The sequence below is a fragment of the Mesorhizobium sp. WSM4847 genome (genome assembly GCF_055811335.1).
In genome coordinates, this window is the sequence record NZ_JBVVPY010000015.1 from 84739 (window position 1) to 110432 (window position 25694).

The window sequence follows — 25694 nt, forward strand, 5'->3', positions numbered from 1 at the left end:
TCGGGTCATGCGCAAGGCCAGTCGGATCGATTGGCCAGACCCGGTTTCGATATAGCACAGGGCCATTCGAAACCGCCCATGGACGGTCATGGGGCAGGATTGCAGGACGCTCGCGCGGCACCCGCGCCGGATTTACCCGAGCTTCCCGTTGTCTTGCCCGTGGCTGCCCGAGAAACGAAGCCAAGGGAAAGGGGCACTCGCGCACGGTGAAATGGCGCGGCCCTTTCCGCATATGAAGGACAAGACATGTTCAATCACCACAAAGTGGAAATCGAATGGGGCGGCCGTCCGCTCATCCTCGAAACCGGCAAGATTGCGCGCCAGGCTGACGGCGCGGTGCTCGCCACCTACGGCGAAACCAAGGTTCTCGCCACCGTCGTTTCGATGAAGGAACCAAAACCGGGCCTCGATTTCTTCCCGCTGACCGTCAACTACCAGGAAAAGACCTATGCCGCCGGCAAGATCCCGGGCGGCTATTTCAAGCGCGAAGGCCGTCCGAGCGAAAAGGAAACGCTGGTTTCCCGTCTCATCGACCGTCCGATCCGCCCACTCTTCGCTGACGGTTACAAGAACGACACGCAGATCGTTGTCACCGTCGTCCAGCATGATCTCGAAAACGACCCGGACATCCTGTCGATCGTCGCCACCTCGGCGGCTTTGACGCTGTCCGGCGTCCCTTTCATGGGTCCGATCGGCGGCGCCCGCGTCGGCTACATCAACGGCGAATATGTGCTCAATCCGCATGTCGACGAGATGCAGGAATCCAAGCTTGACCTGATCGTCGCCGGCACCTCCGACGCCGTGCTGATGGTCGAGTCCGAAGCCAAGGAACTCGGCGAGGATCTGATGCTCGGCGCCGTCATGTTCGGCCATCGCGGCTTCCAGCCGGTGATCGACGCCATCATCAAGCTGGCAGAAGTCGCCGCCAAGGATCCGCGTGACTTCACCGCGCCGGATTATTCGGCGCTTGAAGCCGAGATGCTGAAGATCGTCGAAGGCGAGCTTCGCGATGCCTACAAGATCACCGACAAGCAGAAGCGCTATGCCGCCGTCGACGCCGTCAAGGCGAAGGTCAAGGCTGCGTTCGCACCCGCCGAAGGCGAAGAAGCCAAGTATACGTCCGAGCAGATCGGCACCGTGTTCAAGGAGCTCCAGGCCAAGGTCGTGCGCTGGAACATCCTCGACACCGGTTCGCGCATCGACGGCCGCGATCTGAAGACGGTTCGCAAGATCGTCTCCGAAGTCGGCGTCCTGCCGCGCACCCACGGCTCGGCGCTGTTCACCCGCGGCGAGACCCAGGCGCTGGTCGTCGCCACGCTCGGCACCGGCGAGGACGAGCAGTATGTCGATTCGCTGACCGGCATGTACAAGGAGAAGTTCCTCCTTCACTACAACTTCCCTCCCTATTCGGTCGGTGAAACCGGTCGCATGGGTTCGCCCGGCCGCCGCGAAATCGGCCACGGCAAGCTCGCCTGGCGCGCGATCCGCCCGATGCTGCCGACATCGGACCAGTTCCCCTACACGCTGCGCGTCGTCTCGGAGATCACCGAGTCCAACGGCTCGTCGTCGATGGCTACCGTCTGTGGCACCTCGCTGGCGCTGATGGATGCCGGTGTGCCGCTGGCCAAGCCGGTCGCCGGCATCGCCATGGGTTTGATCAAGGAAGGCGAGCGCTTCGCGGTGCTCTCCGACATCCTCGGCGACGAGGATCATCTCGGCGACATGGACTTCAAGGTTGCCGGCACCGCCAACGGCATCACCTCGCTGCAGATGGACATCAAGATCGAGGGCATCACCGAGGAGATCATGAAGATCGCGCTGGATCAGGCCAGGGACGGCCGCCAGCATATCCTCGGCGAAATGGGCCATGCGCTGTCCGGCGCGCGCTCCGAACTCGGCGAATTCGCGCCGCGCATCGAGGTCATGCACATCCCGACCGACAAGATCCGCGACGTGATTGGCTCGGGCGGCAAGGTCATCCGCGAGATCGTCGAAAAGACCGGCGCCAAGATCAACATCGAGGACGACGGCACGGTCAAGATCGCTTCGTCCAACGCCAAGGAGATCGAGGCGGCGAAGAAGTGGATCCACACCATCGTCGCCGAGCCGGAAGTCGGCGAAATCTACGAGGGCACGGTCGTCAAGACCGCCGACTTCGGCGCTTTCGTCAACTTCTTCGGTCCGCGTGACGGCCTCGTCCACATCTCGCAGCTCGCCAATGATCGCGTCGCCAAGACCTCCGACGTCGTCAAGGAAGGCGACAAGGTCTGGGTCAAGCTGATGGGCTTCGATGAGCGCGGCAAGGTCCGCCTGTCGATGAAGGTCGTCGACCAGGCCACCGGCAAGGAAATCGCCCGCGACAAGAAGGCCGACGGCGAAGAAGACGCCGCCTGAGCGATCTGACCGAACAATCGAAACGGGCGCGCCGACAGGTCGCGCCCGCTTTCATTTTCTGGTCAAGCCAGCTGCACTTCGAGATCGAAAAATGTCCGCTGAGCCGCTGAAGACACTGTTCCATCCGTTCGAGGCGGAGGCTGTTTCCTTGCCGCGTAAGGGCGAGCGTGTCCTCTTTCTGGGCGCTGAGCCGGGCTTCCGCCTGCCCGAAGGTTTTGATGCAGCACTGCATCTGGTGCAAGGCTTCCGGCCGCACTATCGCGCGCTGCAGGCGGCCGGTTTCACCGTCACGCCGCGCCTGGAGGGCGAAGGCTTCGATGCGGCATTGGTGCTTGCCGGCCGCCATCGCGGGCAGAACGAATTGCGCATCGCCGAGGCGGTCGAGTGTGTGAGGCCGGGCGGATCGATTATCGTTGCCGGCGCCAAGGACGATGGCATTGCCAGCCTGCGCAAGCGCATCGACGAGCTTGTGCCGCTCGACGGCCATTTGCCGAAACATCACGGCATCGCCTTCTGGTTTCATCAACCTGCCGATGCTGCGCTCGCAACGGCACTTCGCGCAGCCAATCCAGCCCTTCTGGTCGAGGATCGGTTCCGCACCGCACCAGGCATGTTCTCTTTCGACAAGATTGATGCTGGTTCGAGATTGCTGGTCGACAATCTGCCCGGCGACCTGCGTGGCAGCGTTGCCGATTTCTGCGCCGGCTGGGGCTATGTGGCGGCCGAAATCGCCGCCCGCTCACCTGGCATATCGGCGCTCGATCTCTACGAGGCCGAGTTCGATGCGCTGGAGGCGGCGAAATTCAATATCGGCAACACAGCGGAACCCAACTTCTTCTGGATCGATCTTTTGAGCGAGCCGGTCGAGCGGCGCTATGACGCCATCGCCATGAACCCGCCCTTCCATCGCAGCCGGGCGGCCGAGCCCGAGATCGGCGCCGGCATGATCCGCGCCGCGGCAAAGGCGCTGAAGCCGGGCGGTCGGCTGTTCATGGTGGCGAACCGCCAGCTTCCCTACGAGCCGGTGCTGGCGGCCGCCTTCTCCAGCCATGCCGAGATTGCCCGCGACGGCATGTTCAAGGTTTTCGCGGCGCGCCGCTGAAGGCTGGTTCACGGGACCAATGCATGTCGCGCAAAAGTGCGCAGCGGTTTTGCGATAACGACATGCATAAACAAGAACTTAAAGCGCGTCGCATGAACCCATTCAAACGCGACGCGCTTTACTTTAAGGCATCTTCTGCGGCCGAAATTACTCTCGTCCGCTGTCGGTCCGCTTCAGCTCGTCGAGCGCCGGCATCGACACGATGTGGTAGCCGGAATCGACATAGTGGATTTCGCCGGTGACGCCCGACGACAGGTCGGACAGCAGATAGAGCGCGGAACTACCGACTTCGTCGATGGTCACTGTGCGGCGCAGCGGCGAATTGCGCTGCTGGTAGGAAAACATGTGGCGTGCGTCGGAAATCCCGGCGCCGGCCAGTGTCCGCACCGGTCCGGCGGATATGCCGTTCACCCTGATGCCGCGCGGGCCGTAGTCGTTGGCGAGATAGCGGACGCTGGCTTCAAGCCCGGCCTTGGCGACGCCCATGACGTTGTAGTTCGGCATGACGCGGACCGAACCGGCATAGGTCAGTGTGATCATCGAGCCGCCGTCCTTCATCAGCGCGGCCGCATGACGGGCGACCTCGGTGAAGGAATAGCAGGAGATGACCATGGTGCGGACGAAATTGTCGCGGCTGGTGTCGGCGTAAAGGCCTTTCAGCTCGTTCTTGTCGGAAAAGCCGATGGCATGGACGACGAAGTCCAGCCCGCCCCAGGCCTCGCCCAAGGTCTCGAAGGTAGCGGCAACCGATGCGCTGTCCTCGACGTCGCAAGGCACGACCAGGGAGGAGCCGAGCTTGTCGGCGAGCGGCTTGACCCGGCGCCCGAAGGCTTCGCCCTGATAGGTGAAGGCGAGTTCCGCCCCATGTTCGGACAGTTTCCGGGCGATGCCCCAGGCGATCGAATGGTCGTTGGCGACACCCATGACAAGCCCGCGCTTGCCCTTCATCAATCCGTCCATGGTTGGCAGTCCTTATGCGGAATAGCGCTGGAAAATCAGCGTTGCGTTGGTGCCGCCGAAACCGAACGAGTTGGACAGGACGGTGTCGATCCTGGCATCGTCGATGCGCTCTCGCACGATCGGCATGCCCTCGAATTCCGGATCGAGCTGCTCGATGTGGGCGCTCTCGCCGATGAATCCGCCTTGCATCATCAGGATCGAGTAGATCGATTCCTGCACGCCGGCCGCACCCAGCGAGTGGCCGGTCAGCGATTTCGTCGAGGTGATGAACGGCATGTTTTCGCCGAACACCTCGCGGATCGCGCCCATCTCCCTGGAGTCGCCGACCGGCGTAGAGGTGCCGTGCGTGTTGATGTAGTCGACCGGCGAAGAGACGGTCGCCAGCGCCTGCCGCATGCAGCGCACCGCGCCTTCGCCCGAGGGCGCCACCATGTCGAAGCCGTCGGAGGTCGCGCCATAGCCGACGACCTCGGCGTAGATCTTGGCACCGCGCGCCTTGGCGTGCTCGAGTTCTTCCAGCACCAGCACGCCGGCGCCGCCGGCAATGACGAAGCCGTCGCGATCGACGTCATAGGCGCGCGAGGCAGCCGATGCCCGGTCGTTGAACTTGGAGGACATGGCGCCCATCGCGTCGAACAGGTCCGACATCGTCCAGTCGAGATCCTCATGGCCGCCGGCGAAGACCATGTCCTGCTTGCCCCATTGGATCAGTTCGTAGCCATTGCCGATGCAATGCGCCGAGGTCGAGCAGGCCGAAGAGATCGAATAATTGACGCCGTGGATCTTGAACCAGGTGGCGAGCGTCGCCGAAGCGGTCGACGACATCGCCTTCGGCACCGCGAACGGGCCGATGCGCTTGGGGCTGCCGTTCTTGAGCGTGGTTTCAGCGGCCTCGACGATGGTTCTGGTCGATGGTCCGCCCGATCCCATGACGATGCCGGTGCGCTCATTGGTGATGTCGTTCTCGCCAAGTCCAGCGTCCACGATCGCCTGGTCCATGGCGACATGGTTCCAGGCCGCACCTTGCGACAGGAAGCGCATGGCGCGGCGATCGATCAGCGCGGCTGGGTCGAGCGTCGGCGCTCCCCAGACCTGGCAGCGGAAGCCGTGTTCGGCGAAGGAATCCGAGAAGCTGATGCCGGATCTGGCATCATGCAGCGAGGCCTGCACCTCGTTGGCATTGTTGCCGATCGACGACACGATGCCGAGGCCCGAAACTACGACCCGTCTCATTCGCAACTCCTTCCAGCGCGTGAACCCGAAACCTGCCGGACCGAAACCTGCCGGACAAGGATGCGCAAATTAAGTTCTACAGCTTCCTTTGCGCCTCCCGCGGACTCGCCGCGCTGCGCAGGCGCCGGTCAGGCGGCGGCCGATTGCTTGGACAGACCCACCTTGAGATCCGTTGCTGCGTATATGGGTTCGCCATCCGCCTTCAGCCAGCCATCGGCGATACCCAGCACCAGCCGGCCGCGCATCACGCGCTTGAAGTCCACGCCATATTCTACCTTCTTGACCGACGGCGTCACCATGCCTTTGAATTTCACTTCGCCGGTCGACAGCGCCATGCCCTTGCCCGGCTCGCCGAGCCAGCCGAGGTAGAATCCCGTCAATTGCCACATGGCGTCGAGGCCCAGGCATCCCGGCATGATCGGGTTGCCGATGAAGTGGCAGGCGAAAAACCACAGGTCCGGCTTGATGTCGAATTCAGCGCGGATGAAGCCCTTGTCGAAGGCGCCGCCGGTCTCGCTGATTTCGGTGATGCGGTCGAACATCAGCATCGGCGGATAGGGGAGCTGGGCGTTTCCAGGTCCGAACAGCTCGCCGCGGGCGCAGGCAAGCAGTTCCTCGTAATCGTAGCTGGATTTCGAAACCGCCATCAGTCTCCGTCCCCAATAATCGTCCGGGCGGTAGCGCGCCCTTGTCGTTGGTTTCCTAACACAATCTATTTCAGGCCGGAAACCGGCGTTTGCGCTTAACCCGCCCGCCTGCCGGGGTCAATGCGCGCTATTGATCGTATTCGGCCGACAGAATATATGTCGGGGGATGTCCAGGTTCGGTCAATGTTGGTTTTTTGCCGTTCTGGACAGGTTTTGAGGCGAAACTTGAGCTTGGATGGATAGATGGATCTGGGCTGCCGGAAGGAAAATGTCGCTGTGGACAAGCGGGTTCGCGAAGCTGGCCTGAGGCCGACGCGTCAGCGCATTGCGCTGGCCGATCTGCTTTTTGCCAAAGGCGACCGCCATCTGTCGGCCGAGGAACTGCACGAGGAGGCAATCGCCGCCGGCGTGCCGGTATCGCTCGCCACCGTCTACAACGCCCTTCATCAATTCACCCAGGCGGGCCTTCTGCGCATCCTGGCCGTCGAGGGGTCGAAGACCTACTTCGACACCAACACCTCCGATCACCATCATTTCTACATTGAGGGCGAAAACAGGATTTTCGACATCGCCAGCGGTCCGGTCACGGTTTCCAACCTGCCGGAGCCGCCGGAGGGCATGGAGATCGCCAATGTCGATATTGTGGTGAGGCTGCGCCCCAAACGCTCCGATTGATCCGCTCTTTATAAGGCGGCGAGATACCGTTTCGCCTGTATCGGCCTCTAAAGCGCGTCGCGTTTGGCCGGCCTCATGCGACGCGCTTCAGGTTGTTGTTTTTACGCATGTCGTTATCGCAAAACCGCTGCGCACTTTTGCGCGACATGCGTTGGACCATCATCCCGAACCGGCAAGAAGAGGTCAGTCCTTGACCCGTTCGCCCGGATAGGCGCCCCAGACCAGCGACTGGGCGAGCCAGCCGGTGTGGCCACTGAAGGTCATTTCGCACCACTGGCCGTCACAGGACTTGATCGTGCCCATGGCGCCAGGCTCGACGATTGCGACGATGCCGGCATCCTTTTGCGGGTCGTCGAGTAGGTTGATTCGGGCGTCTTTGCCGCGCTGCCAGGGTGCTACGATCGCCGTGCGGCGACCTGAAAGCAGCGACTGGTTGATCCAGCCTTCCGAGCCGTCGGCATCGCGCACCCGACGCCAGGTGTCGAATTCCTGGATGATCTCCATCGGCAGGCCGGGCTTCATATACATCCAGTCGACGGAATAGTTGACGCCTGGTCCGACGCGGGAGTTGACGCGGCCGGCCTTCAGGCTGACGAAGCGCGGCAGCGGCAGGCCGCTCGGCCCGAGCGTGACGCTCTGGGTCGGTGCTGCCGCATTCTGTGCCGCCACATCCGGGGAATAAAGCAGAGCGCCGAGAAATGCTGCGCTGAGGGCCAGGCGGAGCGACGCGAAACCAGACACTTTCGTTCCCTTTCGGCGCCGGCTCATCGGCCCTGGCGCCCCTTTTTCTTTGTCTTCGGCGGAACCTCTTGTTACATGGAGAACTGGCACCGCGACCGGCCTGCAGTTTCGCCTGTCTTGGTTAAAGAGGTCTCAACGAGGTCGGGTTCGAGGAAACAATGGTAGGCAGAAAAAGGCCCCTCGTCGTCATCACGCGCAAGCTGCCCGACCCGGTCGAGACCCGCATGCGTGAGCTGTTCGACGCCCGGCTGAATGTCGAAGACCGGCCGATGACGCAGCCGGAACTGGTCGCGGCGGTCAAGGAAGCCGACGTGCTGGTGCCGACCATAACCGATCAAATCGACGCGGCGCTGATCGCTCAGGCCGGCGACAACCTCAAGCTGATCGCCAATTTCGGCAACGGCGTCGACAAGATCGACGTGTCAGCAGCAGCGAAGAAGGGCATTACCGTCACCAACACGCCGAACGTGCTGACCGAAGATACCGCCGACATGACCATGGCGCTGATGCTGGCGGTGCCGCGGCGGCTGGCGGAAGGCGCCAATGTGCTGACCGGCGACAAGAAATGGGCCGGCTGGTCGCCGACCTGGATGCTCGGCCGGCGTATCTGGGGCAAACGCCTCGGCATTGTCGGCATGGGCCGCATCGGCACCGCCGTCGCCCGGCGGGCCAAGGCGTTTGGCCTGTCGATCCACTACCACAACCGCCATCGCGTGCTTGCCGCGGTCGAGGATGAGCTGGAGGCGACCTATTGGGAAAGCCTCGACCAGATGCTTGCCCGCATGGACATCATTTCGGTCAATTGTCCGTCGACGCCGGCGACCTTCCATCTGCTTTCGGCGCGGCGGCTGGCGCTTCTGCAACCGTCCGCTTACATCGTCAACACGGCGCGCGGCGACATCATCGACGAGGACTCTCTGGTCAAGCTGATCCAGGACGGCAAGATCGCCGGCGCCGGGCTCGACGTCTACGAGCATGAGCCGGCGCTGAACAGCAAATTGCTGAAGCTCGCCGCCAAGGGCAAGGTCGTGCTGTTGCCGCATATGGGGTCGGCGACGCTCGAAGGCCGGATCGACATGGGCGAGAAGGTGATCATCAACATCCGCGCCTTCTTCGATGGCCATCGGCCGCCGGATCGCGTGCTGCCGCTACGGACGTGACCGGCTGCCATATTAAGTTAGTGCAGACTTACGAAATAACCTTGCGCATGGTGATCGAGGTCGGACGGTCATAGCCACTGTGCGCTGTCCGTGCCGTTTCGTGAAAGCCGAGGCGGGCAAAGGCCGCGTGGTTCCCGGTCAGTTCGATCCGCGTCTGAAGCTCGATCGCAGGCTTGCCGCGGTTGCGGGCAAGATCCTCGACAGCTTGCATCAGCCGCCTGGCGATGCCTTGTCCCCGAAAATCCGGTTCGACCGCGAGCTTTCCGACATAGAAATCTCTGGCCCGCTCAAGGACAAAAACGCAGCCGACAATCCTGCCGTCGTTCAGTGCCGCAAAGCCCGTCTCCTGCCGGGCCTTGTCGCGGAGATTTTCGACCGTGAGCCGATGCGCCGAGGATGGCGGATCGATGACGCCGTCCATGGCAGCGAAGGCGCGCATGATCAGCGCCAGCACCTCGTCCCAACGGTCGAAATCGGCCGGAAGCTGCGCGACGGAAACCAGGCTGTCCAAAATCTAGCTACTCTTGTTCTAGCTGCTCTTGTAACGGACCGTGTCGAAGCGGGCTGCCAATGCATCGTAAAGCAGCAGCCGGCCGACCAGCGGTTCGCCGATGCCGGCGATCAGCTTGATCGCCTCCATGGCCTGCAGCGTGCCGACGACGCCGGTCAGCACGCCGAGCACGCCGGCCACGGCGCAGGATGGCACCAAGCCGGCCGGCGGTGGTTCCGGGAAAAGATCGCGATAACTCGGATTCGGCCTGCCGTCGGTGCCGGTCTCGAACGGTTTCAGCACGGTCACCGAGCCGTCGAAGCGGCCGACGGCGGCATGGACCAGCGGCCGCTTTTCCGCGGCGCAGGCGTCGGCCACCGCATAACGGGTTTCGAAATTGTCGGAGCCGTCGACGACGATGTCATATCGGGCGACTAAGGCAGGGGCGTTGTCCGCCGTCAGCCTGAGATTGTGTAGTTCCACGGCGACGTTGGGGTTGATGCGGGCGATCGCCGCCTTGGCACTGTCGGTCTTCGCCATGCCGACAGCGCCGGTGCCGTGGATCACCTGCCTTTGCAGGTTCGACAGCGAGACGCTGTCGTCGTCGACGATGCCGAGCGTGCCGACGCCGGCTGCGGCAAGATATTCAAGCACCGGCGCTCCCAGCCCGCCGGCGCCGACGACCAGGACCCGAGCCCGCTTCAGTCGCTGCTGGCCGGCGCCACCAATCTCGGGCAGCACGATGTGGCGGGCGTAGCGTTCGAGTTCTTCGTCGGTGAGCGCGGTGGTGATCATCGCCGGACCATACAGCGGGAGAAAAACCTTGTCAGGCGGTAATGCACGTTGCCAAAGCCTGCCATCGGCTTGCCCATCGGGGTGCGCAGCGGTTGAATAGTGAATAGTGAATAGTGAATAGTGAATAGTGAATAGTGAATAGTGAATAGTGAATAGTGAATAGCGACCACTCAGTAGTGATTAGTGATTAGTGATTAGTGAAATAATGGCGCTCTCACCACCATTCACCATTCACCATTCACCATTCACCATTCACCATTCACCATTCACCATTCACCCTTCACCCTTCACCCTTCACCATTCACCGAACCGTGCCATGATCGACGGTCAAAAACTGCGCGCGTCCGTCGAGACTGGAAAACAGCGCCGCATCGGTCCCGGTCATGAAAGCCTGGCAATTCAGCTCTTCGAGGATCGAGAACAGCGCGGCGCGTCGGCCCGCGTCGAGATGGGCGGCGATTTCGTCGAGCAGCAGGATCGGCGTCATGCCAGACATCTCGCCGGTCAGCCGGGCGTGCGACAGGACCATGCCGACCAGCAGCGCCTTCTGCTCGCCCGTCGAACAGAGTTCGGCCGGCATCGCCTTGGGCCGGTGCCGCACCACGAGGTCCGACCGGTGCGGGCCGTCGAGCGTGCGCCCGGCGGCGCGGTCGCGATCGCGAGCTTCGGCAAGCGCGCGGCGGAACCGCTCCTCGACATCGACAGCCGCGCTGGTTGTGACCTCGCTTTCCAGCGCGCCGGACAGGCCGATGTCGACTTGCGGAAATGGACCGGAGCTTGGCAGCCTGTCGATCATGGCGGTGAGCAGGCGCACCAGTTCGGCACGCGCCGCGGCAATCGCCACACCGGTTTCGGCCATTTGCGTCTCGATCGCATCGAACCAGGCGCCATCGCGCGAGCCTTCGGCGAGCAGTCGATTGCGGCCGCGCATCGCTTTTTCGTAGTCGAGCGCGCGCTGGCCGTGGCCCGGATCGATCGCCAGCACCTGCCGGTCGAGAAAGCGCCGCCGATCTGCGGCCGGCCCGGTGAACAATGCATCCATCGCCGGTGTCAGCCAGACGACGCGCAACCATTCCAGCATGTCCTCCGCCGAGCGCGCCGCCGCGCCGTTGATCCGCACCCGCCGGCCGCCTTCGGCGGCGTCGCCGCCCGCGATGCCGGTGCCGATCTCGACCGGGCCGACCGGCCCATCGAGCCGGGCATGAATGGCAAAGCCGCCGTCGCCGCCTTCGCGCGCCACGTCGGCATAAGGCGCACGGCGCAGGCCGCGCCCCGGCGTCAACAGGGAAATCGCCTCCAGCAGATTGGTTTTGCCGGCACCATTGTCACCGGAAAAAACCACCGGGCCGGGATCGAGATCGATCGAAAGTGTTGTGTAATTGCGGAAATTGGTAAGCGAAAGCTTACTTATATGAGTCTGCTGATCGCGCTCAGGCTGCTTCGCAACTCCGGTCATGACAGCAAGATGGCCTCGTTCGGGCCTAAAGCGCGCCGCGTTTGACCGGCCTCATGCGACGCGCTTTAGGTTTGTTGTTTTTATCCATGTCGTTATCGCAAAACCGCGGCACACTTTTGCGCGACATGCATCAGACCCGCATCGGCATCAGCACGTAGAGGGTGGTTTCGTCGGCCATGTCGTGGATCAGCGTTGGCGAGCCGGCATCCGCCAGCATGAATTTTGCCTCGGTGCCGGTCAACTGGGCGGCGACGTCGAGCAGATATTTGGCGTTGAAGCCGATTTCGATCGCGTCGGACGAATAATCCGCGGCCAGTTCTTCGGTGGCGCTGCCCGAATCCGGATTGTTGACTGCAAGCGTGACCTGGCCTTCTCCAATCGAAAGCTTCACCGCCCGGCCGCGTTCGGACGAAATGGTCGATACGCGGTCGACGGCGGCGGCGAAACTCTGGCGGTCGATGATCAGCTTCTTGTCGTTGCCGGTCGGGATCACCCGCTGATAGTCCGGGAAGGTGCCGTCGATCAGCTTCGAGGTCAAAACGACGCTGCCGATGGTGAAACGGATCTTGGTGTCGGACAATTCGGTGGTCACCGCGATATCAGGGTCGTCGACGAGCTTTTGCAATTCGCTCACCGTCTTGCGCGGAATGATGATGCCCGGCATGCCTTCCGATCCTGCCGGCGCGTCGATCTCGGCGCGCGCCAGCCGATGGCCGTCGGTCGCTACCGAGCGCAGCTTCAGCTTGCCGTCGGCGTCATGCGTGTGCAGGTAGATGCCGTTCAGGTAGTAGCGCGTCTCTTCGGTGGAGATGGCGAATTGGGTCTTCTCGATCAGGCCCTTGAGCGCGACCGAATCAAGCCGGAAGATATGCGAGAACGATCCGGCCGAAAGCTCCGGGAAATCGGATTGCGGCAGGCACTGCAGGCGGAAGCTCGAGCGGCCCGAGGTCACCGTCATGGCGTTGCCGTCCTCGTCGGTCTTCAGCATGACCTCCGCGCCGTCGGCGAGCTTGCGCACGATGTCGTAGAGCAGGTGCGCCGGGACCGTCGTCGCGCCGCCGCGCTCGACCTTGGCGGGCGTGGCTTCGGTCACCTCCAGGTCGAGGTCGGTCGCCTTCATTTCAAGGGTGGCGCCTTCGGCGCTCAGCAGCACGTTCGACAGGATCGGTATAGTGTTGCGCCGTTCGACCACGCGATGAACGTGGTTGAGCGACTTCAGGAGATTTGACCGTTCCAGGATAACACGCATGACGAAACAGGCTCGCTTGAATGAATGAGCGGGTCTCCGGCAAGCGGCAACCCGCGAAAGGTCTGAACAGGCTCAGAATCTGCACAAACTGACAGGAAAAAACCCGTGAACGCAAGCCCGTGCTGACGGTTCGGGCCGGTTACGCGGGCTTTCTTGGGATAAAACCGGCGAAGCCCGCAAGCCATGCCTGTCGCCCAAAAGCATGCCCTCGGGTCAGGCCCGAGAGTGTGCATGGGCTTTGCGGCAACGACGTGCATAAAGACAGAGATTTCAAGCGCGTTGCAGCCATCCAGACGCGACACGCTTCTGTTTTTTCGGGCCGGTCAGGCCTGGTCGTTGATCAGTCTTCTCAGCAATTCGAGCTCCTGCGCCAGCGTGTTGTCGACGCCTGAAAGATCCTCGATCTTGCGCACGGCGTGCAGCACCGTCGTATGGTCGCGGCCACCGAAACGCCGCCCGATCTCCGGCAAGGAGCGCGGTGTCATCACCTTCGACAGGTACATCGCGACTTGCCGCGGCTTGACGATGGTGCGGGTGCGCCGGTTGGACAGAAGTTCCGTCTTCGACACATTGTAGTGGCGCGCGACGATGCGCTGGATGTCCTCGATGCGCACCCGCTTCGGCTCGCCCGAACGATAGATGTGGCCGAGGATCTCATCGATGCGGTCGATGGTGATCTGCGGTTCGAACGACTGGCGGAACAGAAGCTGGTTGAACGCACCTTCGAGTTCACGCCCGCTGCCGGTCACCGTGCGGGCGACATGGTTGAGGATCTCCTCCGAGATGTCGAGCGATTGATCGTCGGCCTTGGCGGTGGCAAGGCGCAGCTTGAGCATGCCGATCCGCATGGCGAAATCCGGCGCCGACATTTCGAGCGCGACGCCGCCGTTGAGGCGCGAGCGGACGCGGGGCTCCAGTGATTCCAGTTCCGACGGCGGCCGGTCGGCGGCGACCACCACCTGCTTGGCGCTGTCGAGCAGCATGTTGATTAGATGGCAGAATTCATGCTGGATCGACTTGCCTTGCAGGAACTGCATGTCGTCGATGATGAGGAGGTCGATGTCGCGCAACTGTTCCTTCAGCGTCAGCGCGTTGTTGTCGCGGATCGCGGTGGCAAACCGCCACATGAAATATTCGGCCGTGAGATAGACGACGCGCGACTTCGGATTCTGCTTCAGCGATTCCGCCGCGATCGCCTGCAGCAGGTGCGTCTTGCCCAGCCCCACCGTCGCGTGCAGAAACAGCGGATTGAAGCGCACCGCGCTCGACTGCGATTCCGCCACCGCCTTGGCGGCGGCGAAGGCCACCCGGTTCGACGGTCCTTCGATGAAGGAGCCGAACGTGTAGCGCGGGTCAAGCGGCGAACCGAGCACATTGTGCCGGAACTCGGTCTCGGCAGGCATTCCCGGGCGAGGTGCCGGTACCCGCTCCACCCTGCCGGGGGCGGCTGTTCCCGCGGCCAGCGCCGTTTGCGCCTGCCTGGTCATCTTGCGCGCCGGGGCCACTTCGGGCTCGACGCCGTTGCGCCCCGGGCGGGTAGCGGTGCGCACGACGATCTCGATCTTGAGGATTTCAGGATCCTCGTGTTTCCACAGCTCGGCGATGAGGTCGAGGTAGTGGCCGTTGATCCACGAGCGCAGGAAGGCGGTGGGCACCGAGATGCGGACAATGCCCCGGGACGCCTCGGCGACCTTCATGCGCCCGAACCAGCTCGAATAGACTTCGGTTCCCAGACGCGCCTTCAACTGGGCCTTGACCCGGTCGAACTTTTGTTCCGCGTCGATGGAAGCCGACATAGCGTCCCCTCCGGTTAAGGTCCCAGGGAATGGGAGGTCGCCCGTAAGCTCCCTTTCGATGCCGCTCTGCATGATCGAGTTCCTTGTCCTTTTGTACCTTTTTCCGCCGGGAATGCGCCTCCTGCATCCATGTTTCCGGCGACCGTGTCCTCACAGCGACACCATCGCCGCCGCCGGCAGCTGATGTCGCCTCATTGTCGGGGAACCGGCGCCGGCTCCTCGGAGCCAGCCCGCTTTGGTCATGTCAGGGCAATACAATTCCGCCCGGCGAAACGCCGGCGCGTCATTGATCTGCCATGTACAATTACGCCATTCCCCTACCGTATCGAAAAGGCAAACCAAACCCGTACGCGGAGATGATCCGCGTCATGAATTCTGCCACTTTTTTGCTGGCCGATTCAGGCTGGGTTAAGGGCCAACGGCCCGTCCCTCTCGATAGACAGACCTTAGCGAAATCGCTGTGGATAGGGCAAGGCCACGACTAACGGATTTTTAAGGAATGTGGTTAGCGCAAACGGGTTCGGAGCCTGCGTTGCACTGGCTTGTTTTGACAAACCCATTGTGATTCAAACCCTTTTCCGGCGAATGTGAAAAAGGCCGCGTCGCGCGAAATTTTATCAAATAATTTTCTTGACAGGCAATTGTCCCCCATCCCTCGCACCCGATGTGAACAAGCTGTGGATGACCGTCCGCAACCGTTTGAAAAATAAAGGTGATTTTCGCCAGTTGATATTTTCGCCGTGAACGCTTTCAGCGGCTGCGCCTGTCAGCCGGCATGTATATGCCGGCAAAGCAATTCGAACTTCGAAATCGTGCGGGGTGTTGCTTGCGGGCTTTCTTTTTAAGTACTTGCCGGCAAACGAAAAAACCCGGCACGAGCGGCCGGGTCTGAAAAGGACAAGTTTAGTAAAGGTATATCAGCCCGGATATCCGGGTTAGGCCGACAACACCTTGAGGCGCTGGGCCAGGCGCGACACCTTGCGGGATGCCGTATTCTTGTGCACCACGCCCTTGCTCGCGGCGCGCATCAATTCCGGCTCAGCCACCTTGAAAGCAGCCTGCGCGGCCGCCTTGTCGCCCGAGGCGAGCGCCTCTTCGACCTGGCGGATGTAGGTCCGCACGCGCGAGCGGCGGTTCTTGTTGATCGCCGTGCGGCGGGCGATCTTGCGCGTTGCCTTTTTGGCCGAGGAGGTATTGGCCATGATGCCTCTCTTCTGATCTGGTGGGCGCATGCGGGATGCCGCAAGGCGCAAAAAACAAACGGGCAGCCACAGGGCCGCCTCGGTTGGTGCGGCTTATAGTTCAGCTTTTCCGGCGCGTCAACGCTGCTTCGCCTTCTTTTTGGGCCGTTGCTGTCGCTCGCTCCCGGCTGATGTCGTCGCCATCTACCAGTTCGAGAAATTTGGCTACCGGTTCGAGAAATTTGGCTTCCGCTTCTCGACAAAGGCCGCCATGCCTTCCTTCTGGTCATCGAGCGCAAACAGTGAGTGAAACAGCCGGCGCTCGAACCGCAGCCCCTCGGCCAGTGTCGTTTCATAGGCGCGGTTGACGGCCTCTTTCGCCATCATCACCGACGGCAGCGAAAAATCGGCTATCTTGGCCGCCGCCTTCAACGCCTCCTCGAGCAATTCGCCGGCGGGCACGACACGCGACACCAGGCCGCAACGCTCGGCTTCCGCGGCATCCATCATCCGTCCGGTCAGGCACATGTCCATCGCCTTCGACTTGCCGACGAAACGGGTCAGGCGCTGCGATCCGCCCATGCCCGGCATCACGCCGAGCGTGATCTCGGGCTGGCCGAACTTGGCGTTGTCGGCGGCGATGATGAAATCGCACATCATCGCCAGTTCGCAGCCGCCGCCGAGCGCATAGCCGGCCACCGCCGCGATGACAGGCTTGCGCACCCGGGTGAACTCTTCCCAGCCGATAAAGAAATCCTGCACATAGGCGTCGACAAAGGAGATCGCCTGCATTTCCTTGATGTCGGCACCTGCCGCGAAGGCTTTTTCGGAGCCGGTGATGACCATCGCGCCGATGTCGGCATTCGCGCAGAAGCCGTTCACGGCCACGACCACGTCCGCCAGGACCTGCGAGTTCAGCGCATTGAGCGCCTTCGGCCGGTTCAGCGTGATCAGCCCGACCTTGCCGCGGGTTTCGACGATAATCGTTTCATAGGCCATGACTGTATCTCCTCACTCGGTCATCTCCTTGCATCAGGCGTCCAACTCACACGCGGCACCTGGCTTACACCCCCACCTAAGTCACAACTGACAGCTCCGGCAATAGAAGGTGGAACGCCCGCTTTGCACGATGCGCTCTATATGGCCGCCGCAGCCGTGCTTGGGGCAGGCCTCGCCCTCGCGATCATAGACGGCGAACGAATGCTGGAAATAGCCCAGAGACCCGTCGGTCTGCACATAGTCGCGCAGCGACGATCCGCCGGCGGCGATCGCATCGGCGATCACCGCGCGGATTGCTTCGGCCAGGGCGTCGCGCTGCTGTTTGGCCTTCTTTCCAGGCTTTGCGATGGTGCCTGCCTCGCGCAACGGCGACAGGCCGGCGCGCCACAGCGCCTCCGACACATAGATATTGCCGAGCCCGGCGATCAGCCGCTGATCGAGAAGTGCTGCCTTTAGCGGCGACTTCCGGCCTTTCAGCAGCGAGGCGAGCAGTTCGCCGTCCAACGCATTGCCTGTCGGCTCGACGCCAAGCCCCGCCAGCATCGGATGCGTGTCAGGCGCTCCTTCGGAAAACAGCATGAAGCCGAAACGGCGCGGATCGTTGAAGGTCACCCGGGACCGGGCGCCTTGGGGGGAGACGATATGGAAGACGACATGGTCGTGCACTGCTCTCTTCGGGCGCTCATGATAAAACGCGCCCAGCATGTCGCTGCTGTCGGGTAGTTCTCTGCCATCGGAGGTCTCGATGCGGAACGAGCCCGACATGCCGAGATGGCAGATCAGCACCGGACCGCCTTCCAGGTGCATCGTCAGGTATTTGGCCCGGCGGCCGAGCGCCGTAATCGTCTTGCCGGTCAGCCTCTCCAAAAAATTCTCGGGAAATGGAAAGCGCAGGTCGGGCCGGCGCGCCTCGACGCGGGCGATGCGGGCGCCTTCCAGAACCGGCTGCAGGCCCCGCCGCACCGTTTCGACCTCAGGCAACTCAGGCATGGCCGCCTATCGCTGTGTAGAAGGAGGTGCCGTGACGGCCGCGTGCCAACCCAAGATGCTCGGCGACGGTTTCACCGATGTCGGCGAACGTCGCTCTCAGCCCGATGTCGCCGCCAAAGCCCGGTCCGGTGCCGATCACCGGAATGCGTTCGCGCGTATGATCGGTGCCGTGCCAGGTCGGATCGTTGCCATGGTCGGCCGTGAGGATGAGAAGGTCGCCTTCCCTGAGCCGTGCAAGCGCCTCCGGCAGCCGCCGGTCGAAGGCCTCGAGCGCAGCGGCATAGCCGGCAACGTCGCGCCGATGGCCGAACTCGGTGTCGAAATCGACGAAATTGGCGAAGACGAGGTCGCCGTCGCCCGCGTCATCCATCGCGCCGAGCGCCTTGTCGAACATCGCCATGTTGCCGGCGGCCTTGCGCACTTCCGAAATGCCGCGATGGGCGAAGATGTCGCCGATCTTGCCGACCGCGATGACCCGGCTGCCGCGCGCCGTCAGCCGGTCGAGCAGGGTCGGTTCGGGCGGCGGCACCGAATAGTCCCGGCGGTTGTGCGTCCGTTCGAAGCTGGCGGCGGTTTCGCCAATGAAAGGCCGCGCGATCACCCGTCCGATGTTCAGCGGATCGACCAGCCTGCGCACCACCTTGCAGAATTCGTAGAGCCGCTCCAGGCCGAAGTGAACTTCATGCGCGGCGATCTGCAGGACGGAGTCGACCGAAGTGTAGCAGATCGGCTTGCCGGTGCGGACATGTTCCTCGCCGTACCGCTCGATGATCTCTGTGCCCGGAGCATGGCAATTGCCGAGAATGCCCGGCACCTCTCCTTCGCGAATGATCGCTTCGGTCAGGTCGGCTGGAAAGGCGGGAACCGTGTCCGGGAAATAGCCCCAGTCGAAGCGGACCGGCAAGGCGGCGATTTCCCAATGGCCTGACGGCGTGTCCTTGCCGCTCGAAATCTCCTGCGCCGCGCCGTGGAAGGCGGAGGCAAGCAGGCCGCCGCTGTCGAAGCAGAATCCTGTCGCGGTTTTCGCCGCGTGCGCCAGGCCGAGCGAGAGCATGTTGGGCACGAAAAGCGGGCCTTTGCGCAGCCCCTCGCGATCCGCCCGGCCTTCCGCGCAGGCTCGAGCGATGTGTCCGAACGTGTTGGAACCGGTGTCGCCATAGCGCTCGGCGTCGGCCGCGCCGCCGATGCCGAAGGAATCGAGAACAAAAAGGAAGGCGCGCGCCATTGCAGGGGATCATTATTATCGTTTGTCTGTCCGCCCAGACATAGGCGGCCGCGCCGCCATTGGCAATTCGGAACCAGACGGCTGTGTGCACATCCGGGCGCGATGGTAGAATTGTCGCCGGCATCGGCGTGGATCGACGAAAACGAGAGGGAACTCACATGCGACATGCAAGGCATCCGCGGCTATCGTGCGCCTGGTGTCAGGCCGATAGCAATGGCGATCGGGCGCCGTCGTTCAGCAGGTGTCGCAGGTAATCGTCGGGCTCCTGCGGGGCCTGAGATAATAAGTTTCGCCCATCGATATCGAGTTGAAAGCCGAACTGAAGCCAAGCCGCTTTTCACTATCCGCCGACCAGGTGATGATCGGCTCGTATGCCAGATTGCTTTCGACGCGAACAAGAAACGTGCCCTTGACCTCGAGCTGCGGTGCAACCGTGGTGACGGAGTTTTTGGCGGCGCCGGCGCTGAAGGCATCGCCGACCATCTTGCGTGACCAAGCGACCAGCACCCGCGGCGTCGGCTCGTTCGTGACCTCTATTGCGGTGATGGTGATTTCCGGGGTCGATCGGTTGTACGGCTGAAGGGTGGAGTTGCCGATCTGCATGATCGCATCGAGTTCGGCCGGCGTGACGGTCTGCTGCTGGGTGACGAGATCCGCCACCATGCTGCCGATGCGACTGACCTTCTTGTTGGTCTCGATGGCTTGCGAGGCTTCCATGGTCAAGAAGTACATCATAAGCAGGACGGGCACGATGAAGGCAAACTCAACCGCCGCCACACCGCGGCGATCACGGCAGAACCGTATGGCTTTCGGGCAGATCCCAGCGGTCCTCATATGTGCCCCCGCACGCCCCATGGTATCGTCCTTTTCCTCATTCCACCCAGCGGTTTGGGTTTTCAGTCGTCGAACGGCTCGTTCTTCCAGGTCATCGATGCGAAATGCAGCGTGTTGCCGTCTTTCAGATTGGCCATCGACTTGGCCATGAAATCGGTCATGACGGGCCATTTGTAAAAAACCCGCAGCATGTTTATCGATTCAGCCAAGCCCGGGGATACCGTAAAAGTCGAGGGGGTCGTACCGGTCAACGCGATTTCGCCGTCTTGGATATTGAAGCCCGCCTGGGCTGCGGCGGCGAAGCTCGTATACGCGCGCAGATCCACTTCCAATCCCGGGCAGTCCTTGGCGACCATGATCTCCAGCCGGCTGCAGATCATGGTCTTCAGCGTCGCCTCGGTCACGTTGGCCTGCCTTTCCTGGCCAGTCCGCAGCTGGCGCGCGACATCGTCGGTGATATTGGCCATCACCTCTTGCCCGGCAAATGAAATGCAGCTCTCCAGTATGGCAAAGACGAGGAGCGCAAACGGCACCGCAAGCATCGCGAACTCCAGAGCGGTGCTGCCGCGCCGGTCGCCAAGGAAGCGCGCCGAAAAGCTTGATCGTCCTGCTTTGCTCATGTCCGTGCCTGCCGATCCCTTAGGGGGTGTCGGGCAACATTAGCGCAAACCCATTGAAGTGCGGTTTTGATGATCGTTAAATTCGAAGGGGAGGTTTTAACAGGCCGATAACCGAAGCGGCTTTTTCAGCGAGACGAAACGGTCGGGTCGCTTACTGGCCGGCGCTCATCTCGGCTTCCGAGGTCTTCTCCGCCTCGCTTTTATATGAGCTTTCGCAATATGGCGTGCACGACATGGTCTGTATTTCGGCGCGTCGATAGATGCGCACCGAGGACGCGTCCTGTCGCACGACGGTGATCTGCTCGTCGACGATCGGACGGCCCTCCTGATCGAGGACGACGAGATTGGTGACGCCGAAGCCCTTGCCCGTCAGCACGATCGTCGAAGCATCCTGCACCGAGGCGTCGGCGATCGCCGGATTGCCGACGACGATCGTATCGGCAGCGCGCGACAATTTGACGATCTTCGCCTGGTTCATGGTGACCTCGATGCCGGCGCCGGCCTTGGCCATCACGACGAAGGCGGTGGCGGCAAGCAGGGCGGCAATTGGAAAGGACGATCTCGGCCCGGTCATTGAAGCGCTCCACGGCGGCAATTTGCTCAACGGAACATGAACGAGATTGGTGAAGCAAGGGTTAAGCGGAGGGGAGCCGTGATGATGTCGGGCTCGGCCCTTTGATCGCCTGGAGCTGGGATCGCCAGGAGCGGCCCGCCCCTTTCTCAGGTCGCTAAATTGCGCCTTTCGCAGCTTGCCGCGCCTGTCGGGTCCATAGGCGTCACTTAGTCTACGGTTAACCACGCAATGTCATCGAAGCCGGAAAGGAATCGGTAAGGCTGTTTATTAAGCCGATTGAAAGAGCTTCTCGATAGATTGGCAGTATCCGATCAGCCAACAGAGAAGTTGACGGAATTGCTGTAACACCTGGAGTAGGAGCTCTCGAATGTCTAATCTCATTGCACGTTTTGTGAAAGACGAATCCGGCGCGACCGCCATCGAATACGGTCTGATCGCCGCTCTCATCGCGCTCGCCATCATGGTCGGCGCCGGCCAGCTCGGCACCGCGCTGGACGCCAAGTTCAGCGATATTGCCGATACGCTCGAAGGCGCCGGCGTGCCCGCCACCCCCACCCCCACCACCCCAACCCCCTAAGGCAACTAACGGCGCTCAGCTGTTTCCAGATAAGGGCCGCCGCACTGGCGGCCCTTATCTAATCGTATCGGACGATTTGAAATTTCGGCCTCATCAATCGTTAATCGAACATGCCTAGGCTGAAACCAGGTACAGTCTGACCACAGGCGCCACGCCCATGCTTGAAGCCTTGATTTTTGTCGTCTTCCCGTTCTGCATGCTTTTCGCCGCGATCTCCGACATGCTGTCGATGACGATCGCCAATCGCGTGCCGGTGCTGCTTGTGGCGGTCTTCGCCCTGGTCGCGCCGCTGACCGGCATGGACTGGGCAACCTGTGGCTGCCATTTTGCCGCCGGCGGCCTGGTTCTTGCCGTGACCTTCGGGCTGTTCGCGCTCGGCGGCATGGGCGGCGGCGACGCGAAGCTGCTGGCCGCCAGCGCCGTCTGGATGGGGCTGAACATCCATCTCGTCGAATATCTCCTGGTCTCGACCTTCATCGGCGGCCTGCTGACGCTCGCCATCCTCGTCTATCGGAAATCGCCGCTTGCGGCCGTCACAAGCCATAACCGGTTTTTACGCCATCTCGCCGACGAGACATCAGGCGTTCCCTATGGCATTGCGCTTGGCATTGGCGGCCTGCTCACCTTCCCAGCTTCGCCGTTGATGGCGTGGGCGCTCGCAAGCCTGGCGGCCTGATATTCTCGCCGCCTGCTTTTCCCGTTAAACCACCCTTCCACATTCGATTTGGCGTTGGAGCAGGCGGCTTGGCCGCCTTTTTTACTGGCCGGACCGGATGCTCAAATTTATGTAAACCTTAAATTAATCACGATCGTAAGTATTAAATTAACCTTGTTTTGACGATTGCCGCTGCAAGGTCCGGCTTGGCTAGGTTGTTTGCCAAGGCGAGGTTCGGACAGATGCCAGCATCCCGACTGATCATTCTAGGCGTGGCGGTGGCCGCGGCGGGTGGCGCAGGATATGTCGCAAAAAACATGGTGGCGGCGCCGCCGCCTCAAATCGTCGATTCCGGCCCCGAGGCGCCGGCAATCGCGCTGCAGGACGTGCTTGTCCTGTCCGGCGACGTTCCGATGGGCAGTCCGCTCGAGAACAATATCACCTGGCAGTCCTGGCCGGCCAACGGCATCAACGCGAATTTCATCACCCGCGCCGCCGAGCCCGATGCGCTGGAGAAGCTGAAAGGCGGCGTCGCCCGCGTGGCGATGTATGCCGGTGAGCCGCTGCGGCGCTCCAAGCTGATCGGCGAGGGACAGAGCTTCATGTCGTCGATCCTGCCCTCCGGCATGCGGGCCGTCGCCACAGCCGTATCGGCCGACACGTCGGCCGGCGGCTTCATTCTTCCCAACGATTTCGTCGACGTCATCATGACCCGCAGAGCCGATCCGGCGGCCGGCGGCAGCGGCTTTACCACCGAAACCATCCTCAAGAACATTCGCGTCCTGGCGATCGACCAGACCATCCAGGAGGACGAGGAAGGCAAGCGGACCAGGGTCGGCCAGACCGCCACCCTGGAACTGACACCGCAGCAGGCGGAAATCATCACCGTCGCCCAGCAGATGGCGGATCGGCTGACATTGGCGCTGCGGTCGATCACCGACACCCAGGAGAAGAATCTGGGCGAGGCCGACTATCTCGTTTCCGGCAATGGGCGGCGCGGGACAGTGCGCCTGATCAAGTCGGGCGAAGTTTCCGAAGTGGGAGCAAGGCAATGAGGCTGAACGCTGGACTGCCGGTCACACTGGCTGCGGCAATCGGCCTATTCCTGCTTGGATCGAATGGGCATGGCCTCCTCGAGGCGAATGCGGCAGGCGCCGAGGTGTCGGCTTCGACCGCCACCCAGCGCGTCAAGCTCGGTCTCAACAAATCCGTGGTCATCGACCTGCCGAGCGATGCCTATGATATTCTCGTCGCCAACCCGGCGGTCGCCGATGCGGTGACCCGCACCGCCAGGCGCATCTATCTCTTCGGAAAGGCGGTCGGCGACACCAACATCTTCGTCTTCGGCCCCAATGGCGAACAGATCGTCAGCCTGGATCTGGCGGTCGAACGCGACGTCGCCGGGCTGGAAGACTATATCAGGCGCTTCATACCGTCATCGAGCATCACGGTCGAATTGCTGAACGACAACGTCGTCCTGACCGGAACCGTGGACACTCCCCTTGATGCCAAGCGTGCGGTCGATCTGGCGACCATCTTCGTGTCCGGCGGTGAAGCGACCACGGGACAGTATTCGCAGACCGCCTCCGGCGGCTCGGCCGAAGCCGGTGTCGACATCGACAATCCGGATTCCGAGCGTCGCGTCAGCCAGATCGTCAACCTGCTGCAGATCATCGGCGACGACCAGGTGACGCTGAAAGTGACGGTGGCCGAAGTCAGCCGCTCGGTGATGAAGCAGCTCGGCGTCAACCTGATCGGCAGCGGCAGCAGCAATGGCATCAGTTGGAGCGCGATAAGCGACAATTTCACCGGCCTGGGCAAGTCGCTGTCGAACTCTGGCCTCGCCATCGGCACCTCGACGCTGGACGCCTACATCAACGCCATGGAACAGTCAGGCGTCATGAAAACCCTGGCCGAGCCGACGTTGACGGCCGTATCCGGCGAGAAGGCGACCTTCAGAGTCGGCGGCGAGTACAATATGGTGACCGGCGTTTCCCAAGCCGTGTCCGACGATAACCAGACCGGTGTGAAGACGTATTCAATGGAGAAGATCGAATACGGCATTGGCCTGGAATTCCAGCCGGTGGTGCTGTCTCCCGGCCGCATCAGCCTGAAGGTCAGGACTTCGGTTTCCGAGCCGACGACCGAGGGATCGGTATCCTTGTCCGAGGGTGTAACCAGCCCCGGCATGAACGTCCTGTCGCTCCGCAAACGCCTGGCCGACACGACGGTGGAGCTGCCTTCCGGCGGCTCGATGATGATCGCCGGCCTGGTACGGGATGACATCAGGCAAGCCGTCAACGGCCTGCCTGGTCTGACCAAGATTCCGGTGCTCGGCACGCTGTTCCGCAGCCGGGACTTCGTCCGCAACGAGACCGAGCTCGTCATCATCATCACGCCCTATCTGGTGAAGCCGGTGACGCGCAACGCTCTTGCTAAGCCGGATGACAATTTCAACGCTGCCAGCGATGGCGCCGGCATGTTCCTTGGCCGTGTCAATCGCGTCTACGGCACCATGCAGACCGACAAGTCCAACGGCCGTTATCACGGCGTTGTCGGCTTCATCTACAAGTAAGCGGGGAAGCGGGACATGTCTCAGTCAGCGTTGAAGCCAAGGACGATCACCGCAGCGATGCGGTCCGGCCGTTCGCGGATCTGCCGGCCGGTCATTCCGGTCCTGGCGGTTGCGGTCGCCGCATTGCTGGCGGGCTGCGCCAACCGGGACAGCATCACGGTCGGTGCTGTTCCGGACGACTATCGCACCAACCACCCGATCGTCATTGCCGAGAAGAACCAGAAGATCGACCTTCCGGTCGGCGCCGGCGATCGCGGCATGACCGGGTCGCAGCGCGACACGCTTCTCGGCTTCCTGGATGGCTATGACAAGAGCGCCGCTCCGACCCTGACGATTTCGATCCCGAGCGGTTCGGCCAACGAGATCGCCGCGACCGCTGCCGGTCGCGATTTCGCCAGGCTCGCGATTGCCAGCGGCATCAGCCGCAACCGGATCGTCATCACCACCTACCAGTCGGCTTCGGCTGAAGCATCCGCGCCGATCCGCGTCGCCTATGTCTCGGTGAAGGCGCAGACCGACAGATGCGGACGCTGGCCCGAAGACCTGATGCAGACCTCGGAAAACAAGCACTATGCCGATTTCGGCTGCTCGTATCAGAACAATCTTGCCGCCCAGATGGCAAATCCGACCGATCTGCTCGGGCCGCGCAAGCAATCCGATATCGACGCGGAAAATCGCGGCGCGGTAGTCGACGTCTACCGCCAGAGAGGCATTTCGGACGAGTTCCTCGGCAATTCGGAAGTCGACTATTGAGCTCGAGCCGCGC

At 62.2% G+C, this 25694-nt stretch carries 25 protein-coding genes; 9 read left to right on the top strand and 16 right to left on the bottom strand.

Translation table 11 applies throughout. The features are described 5' to 3' along the window. Positions 1-246: 246 nt before the first annotated feature. Both pnp and AC0L28_RS21745 read left to right on the top strand, forming a co-directional pair. On the top strand, positions 247-2394 hold the full coding sequence (pnp, locus tag AC0L28_RS21740; protein WP_473480089.1) for a polyribonucleotide nucleotidyltransferase: 2148 nt from the start codon (positions 247-249) through the stop codon (positions 2392-2394). 91 nt (positions 2395-2485) lie between these two features. After that, on the top strand, positions 2486-3496 hold the full coding sequence (locus AC0L28_RS21745; protein WP_473480091.1) for a class I SAM-dependent methyltransferase: 1011 nt from the start codon (positions 2486-2488) through the stop codon (positions 3494-3496). Between the two features lie 147 nt (positions 3497-3643). On the opposite strand, the gene fabI is transcribed toward AC0L28_RS21745, so the two are convergent. The 3 genes from fabI to fabA all read right to left on the bottom strand — a co-directional run bounded on the left by fabI (position 3644) and on the right by fabA (position 6336). Beyond that, positions 3644-4456, bottom strand: coding sequence for an enoyl-ACP reductase FabI (fabI, locus tag AC0L28_RS21750; RefSeq protein WP_473480093.1), 813 nt, complete (start codon positions 4454-4456; stop codon positions 3644-3646). A 12-nt stretch (positions 4457-4468) separates the two neighbouring features. After that, complete coding sequence (gene fabB, locus AC0L28_RS21755) at positions 4469-5689, bottom strand: beta-ketoacyl-ACP synthase I (protein ID WP_128185389.1); 1221 nt, start codon at positions 5687-5689, stop codon at positions 4469-4471. Between the two features lie 128 nt (positions 5690-5817). Then, a complete protein-coding gene (gene fabA / locus AC0L28_RS21760) occupies positions 5818-6336 on the bottom strand; it encodes a 3-hydroxyacyl-[acyl-carrier-protein] dehydratase FabA (RefSeq protein ID WP_023802127.1) in 519 nt (172 codons plus the stop codon). Positions 6337-6579: 243 nt separating this feature from the next. On the opposite strand from fabA, the gene irrA reads away from it, so the two are divergent. Beyond that, complete coding sequence (gene irrA / locus AC0L28_RS21765; protein ID WP_027151698.1) at positions 6580-7011, top strand: iron response transcriptional regulator IrrA; 432 nt, start codon at positions 6580-6582, stop codon at positions 7009-7011. A 183-nt stretch (positions 7012-7194) separates the two neighbouring features. On the opposite strand, the gene AC0L28_RS21770 is transcribed toward irrA, so the two are convergent. Then, the gene (locus tag AC0L28_RS21770; protein ID WP_027151699.1) at positions 7195-7752 is read right to left on the bottom strand and encodes an SH3 domain-containing protein; all 558 of its coding nucleotides are present in this window, start codon (positions 7750-7752) and stop codon (positions 7195-7197) included. A 158-nt stretch (positions 7753-7910) separates the two neighbouring features. On the opposite strand from AC0L28_RS21770, the gene AC0L28_RS21775 reads away from it, so the two are divergent. Continuing rightward, the gene (locus AC0L28_RS21775) at positions 7911-8912 is read left to right on the top strand and encodes a 2-hydroxyacid dehydrogenase (protein WP_023802130.1); all 1002 of its coding nucleotides are present in this window, start codon (positions 7911-7913) and stop codon (positions 8910-8912) included. Between the two features lie 28 nt (positions 8913-8940). On the opposite strand, the gene AC0L28_RS21780 is transcribed toward AC0L28_RS21775, so the two are convergent. From AC0L28_RS21780 to AC0L28_RS21835, 12 genes are all read right to left on the bottom strand, one after another. Continuing rightward, positions 8941-9423, bottom strand: a complete 483-nt coding sequence (locus AC0L28_RS21780; protein WP_023802131.1) for a GNAT family N-acetyltransferase — start codon at positions 9421-9423, stop codon at positions 8941-8943. A gap of 18 nt (positions 9424-9441) precedes the next feature. Further along, entirely contained in the window at positions 9442-10197 is a 756-nt protein-coding gene (locus tag AC0L28_RS21785) for a molybdopterin-synthase adenylyltransferase MoeB (RefSeq protein ID WP_473480097.1), read from the bottom strand. Positions 10198-10498: 301 nt separating this feature from the next. Next, positions 10499-11653: a DNA replication/repair protein RecF gene (recF, locus tag AC0L28_RS21790; RefSeq protein WP_473480099.1), complete on the bottom strand. Its 1155-nt coding sequence runs from the start codon at positions 11651-11653 to the stop codon at positions 10499-10501. 130 nt (positions 11654-11783) lie between these two features. Next, complete coding sequence (gene dnaN, locus AC0L28_RS21795) at positions 11784-12902, bottom strand: DNA polymerase III subunit beta (protein WP_023802134.1); 1119 nt, start codon at positions 12900-12902, stop codon at positions 11784-11786. A gap of 323 nt (positions 12903-13225) precedes the next feature. Continuing rightward, positions 13226-14698 (bottom strand): chromosomal replication initiator protein DnaA, encoded by a 1473-nt coding sequence (gene dnaA / locus AC0L28_RS21800; protein WP_023802135.1) that lies wholly within the window; start codon positions 14696-14698, stop codon positions 13226-13228. 935 nt (positions 14699-15633) lie between these two features. After that, positions 15634-15900: a 30S ribosomal protein S20 gene (rpsT, locus tag AC0L28_RS21805; protein ID WP_023802137.1), complete on the bottom strand. Its 267-nt coding sequence runs from the start codon at positions 15898-15900 to the stop codon at positions 15634-15636. 204 nt (positions 15901-16104) lie between these two features. After that, on the bottom strand, positions 16105-16878 hold the full coding sequence (locus tag AC0L28_RS21810) for an enoyl-CoA hydratase (protein ID WP_473480102.1): 774 nt from the start codon (positions 16876-16878) through the stop codon (positions 16105-16107). Between the two features lie 81 nt (positions 16879-16959). Further along, entirely contained in the window at positions 16960-17868 is a 909-nt protein-coding gene (mutM, locus tag AC0L28_RS21815) for a bifunctional DNA-formamidopyrimidine glycosylase/DNA-(apurinic or apyrimidinic site) lyase (RefSeq protein WP_473480104.1), read from the bottom strand. Further along, positions 17861-19093: a phosphopentomutase gene (locus AC0L28_RS21820; protein ID WP_473480106.1), complete on the bottom strand. Its 1233-nt coding sequence runs from the start codon at positions 19091-19093 to the stop codon at positions 17861-17863. Before AC0L28_RS21820 ends, mutM begins: the two co-directional genes overlap by 8 nt. A 234-nt stretch (positions 19094-19327) precedes the next feature. Then, on the bottom strand, positions 19328-19948 hold the full coding sequence (locus AC0L28_RS21825; protein WP_473480169.1) for a TadE/TadG family type IV pilus assembly protein: 621 nt from the start codon (positions 19946-19948) through the stop codon (positions 19328-19330). Between the two features lie 41 nt (positions 19949-19989). Continuing rightward, positions 19990-20547, bottom strand: a complete 558-nt coding sequence (locus AC0L28_RS21830; protein WP_473480108.1) for a TadE/TadG family type IV pilus assembly protein — start codon at positions 20545-20547, stop codon at positions 19990-19992. 151 nt (positions 20548-20698) lie between these two features. Continuing rightward, entirely contained in the window at positions 20699-21121 is a 423-nt protein-coding gene (locus AC0L28_RS21835; RefSeq protein ID WP_473480110.1) for a pilus assembly protein N-terminal domain-containing protein, read from the bottom strand. Positions 21122-21488: 367 nt separating this feature from the next. Between AC0L28_RS21835 and AC0L28_RS21840 the strand changes: the two genes are divergently transcribed. From AC0L28_RS21840 to AC0L28_RS21860, 5 genes are all read left to right on the top strand, one after another. After that, entirely contained in the window at positions 21489-21698 is a 210-nt protein-coding gene (locus AC0L28_RS21840; protein ID WP_473480112.1) for a Flp family type IVb pilin, read from the top strand. Between the two features lie 157 nt (positions 21699-21855). Continuing rightward, entirely contained in the window at positions 21856-22374 is a 519-nt protein-coding gene (locus AC0L28_RS21845; RefSeq protein ID WP_473480115.1) for an A24 family peptidase, read from the top strand. Between the two features lie 221 nt (positions 22375-22595). Then, complete coding sequence (cpaB, locus tag AC0L28_RS21850; RefSeq protein ID WP_473480117.1) at positions 22596-23408, top strand: Flp pilus assembly protein CpaB; 813 nt, start codon at positions 22596-22598, stop codon at positions 23406-23408. Further along, a complete protein-coding gene (locus AC0L28_RS21855; RefSeq protein ID WP_473480119.1) occupies positions 23405-24928 on the top strand; it encodes a type II and III secretion system protein family protein in 1524 nt (507 codons plus the stop codon). Before cpaB ends, AC0L28_RS21855 begins: the two co-directional genes overlap by 4 nt. Before the next feature lie 15 nt (positions 24929-24943). Then, on the top strand, positions 24944-25681 hold the full coding sequence (locus AC0L28_RS21860) for a CpaD family pilus assembly protein (protein ID WP_473480121.1): 738 nt from the start codon (positions 24944-24946) through the stop codon (positions 25679-25681). Positions 25682-25694: the final 13 nt, after the last annotated feature.

Coding starts and splice junctions, on each gene's coding strand:
- fabI (WP_473480093.1), bottom strand. CDS start 4,456: ATGGACGGATTGATGAAGGGCAAGCGCGGGCTTGTCATGGGTGTCGCC.
- pnp (WP_473480089.1), top strand. CDS start 247: ATGTTCAATCACCACAAAGTGGAAATCGAATGGGGCGGCCGTCCGCTC.
- AC0L28_RS21840 (WP_473480112.1), top strand. CDS start 21,489: ATGTCTAATCTCATTGCACGTTTTGTGAAAGACGAATCCGGCGCGACC.
- AC0L28_RS21835 (WP_473480110.1), bottom strand. CDS start 21,121: ATGACCGGGCCGAGATCGTCCTTTCCAATTGCCGCCCTGCTTGCCGCC.
- mutM (WP_473480104.1), bottom strand. CDS start 17,868: ATGCCTGAGTTGCCTGAGGTCGAAACGGTGCGGCGGGGCCTGCAGCCG.
- AC0L28_RS21775 (WP_023802130.1), top strand. CDS start 7,911: ATGGTAGGCAGAAAAAGGCCCCTCGTCGTCATCACGCGCAAGCTGCCC.
- dnaN (WP_023802134.1), bottom strand. CDS start 12,902: ATGCGTGTTATCCTGGAACGGTCAAATCTCCTGAAGTCGCTCAACCAC.
- AC0L28_RS21830 (WP_473480108.1), bottom strand. CDS start 20,547: ATGAGCAAAGCAGGACGATCAAGCTTTTCGGCGCGCTTCCTTGGCGAC.
- AC0L28_RS21820 (WP_473480106.1), bottom strand. CDS start 19,093: ATGGCGCGCGCCTTCCTTTTTGTTCTCGATTCCTTCGGCATCGGCGGC.
- dnaA (WP_023802135.1), bottom strand. CDS start 14,698: ATGTCGGCTTCCATCGACGCGGAACAAAAGTTCGACCGGGTCAAGGCC.
- AC0L28_RS21845 (WP_473480115.1), top strand. CDS start 21,856: ATGCTTGAAGCCTTGATTTTTGTCGTCTTCCCGTTCTGCATGCTTTTC.
- fabB (WP_128185389.1), bottom strand. CDS start 5,689: ATGAGACGGGTCGTAGTTTCGGGCCTCGGCATCGTGTCGTCGATCGGC.
- AC0L28_RS21860 (WP_473480121.1), top strand. CDS start 24,944: ATGTCTCAGTCAGCGTTGAAGCCAAGGACGATCACCGCAGCGATGCGG.
- AC0L28_RS21745 (WP_473480091.1), top strand. CDS start 2,486: ATGTCCGCTGAGCCGCTGAAGACACTGTTCCATCCGTTCGAGGCGGAG.
- rpsT (WP_023802137.1), bottom strand. CDS start 15,900: ATGGCCAATACCTCCTCGGCCAAAAAGGCAACGCGCAAGATCGCCCGC.
- AC0L28_RS21810 (WP_473480102.1), bottom strand. CDS start 16,878: ATGGCCTATGAAACGATTATCGTCGAAACCCGCGGCAAGGTCGGGCTG.
- AC0L28_RS21785 (WP_473480097.1), bottom strand. CDS start 10,197: ATGATCACCACCGCGCTCACCGACGAAGAACTCGAACGCTACGCCCGC.
- fabA (WP_023802127.1), bottom strand. CDS start 6,336: ATGGCGGTTTCGAAATCCAGCTACGATTACGAGGAACTGCTTGCCTGC.
- AC0L28_RS21855 (WP_473480119.1), top strand. CDS start 23,405: ATGAGGCTGAACGCTGGACTGCCGGTCACACTGGCTGCGGCAATCGGC.
- recF (WP_473480099.1), bottom strand. CDS start 11,653: ATGACCGGAGTTGCGAAGCAGCCTGAGCGCGATCAGCAGACTCATATA.
- AC0L28_RS21825 (WP_473480169.1), bottom strand. CDS start 19,948: ATGGGGCGTGCGGGGGCACATATGAGGACCGCTGGGATCTGCCCGAAA.
- cpaB (WP_473480117.1), top strand. CDS start 22,596: ATGCCAGCATCCCGACTGATCATTCTAGGCGTGGCGGTGGCCGCGGCG.
- irrA (WP_027151698.1), top strand. CDS start 6,580: ATGGATCTGGGCTGCCGGAAGGAAAATGTCGCTGTGGACAAGCGGGTT.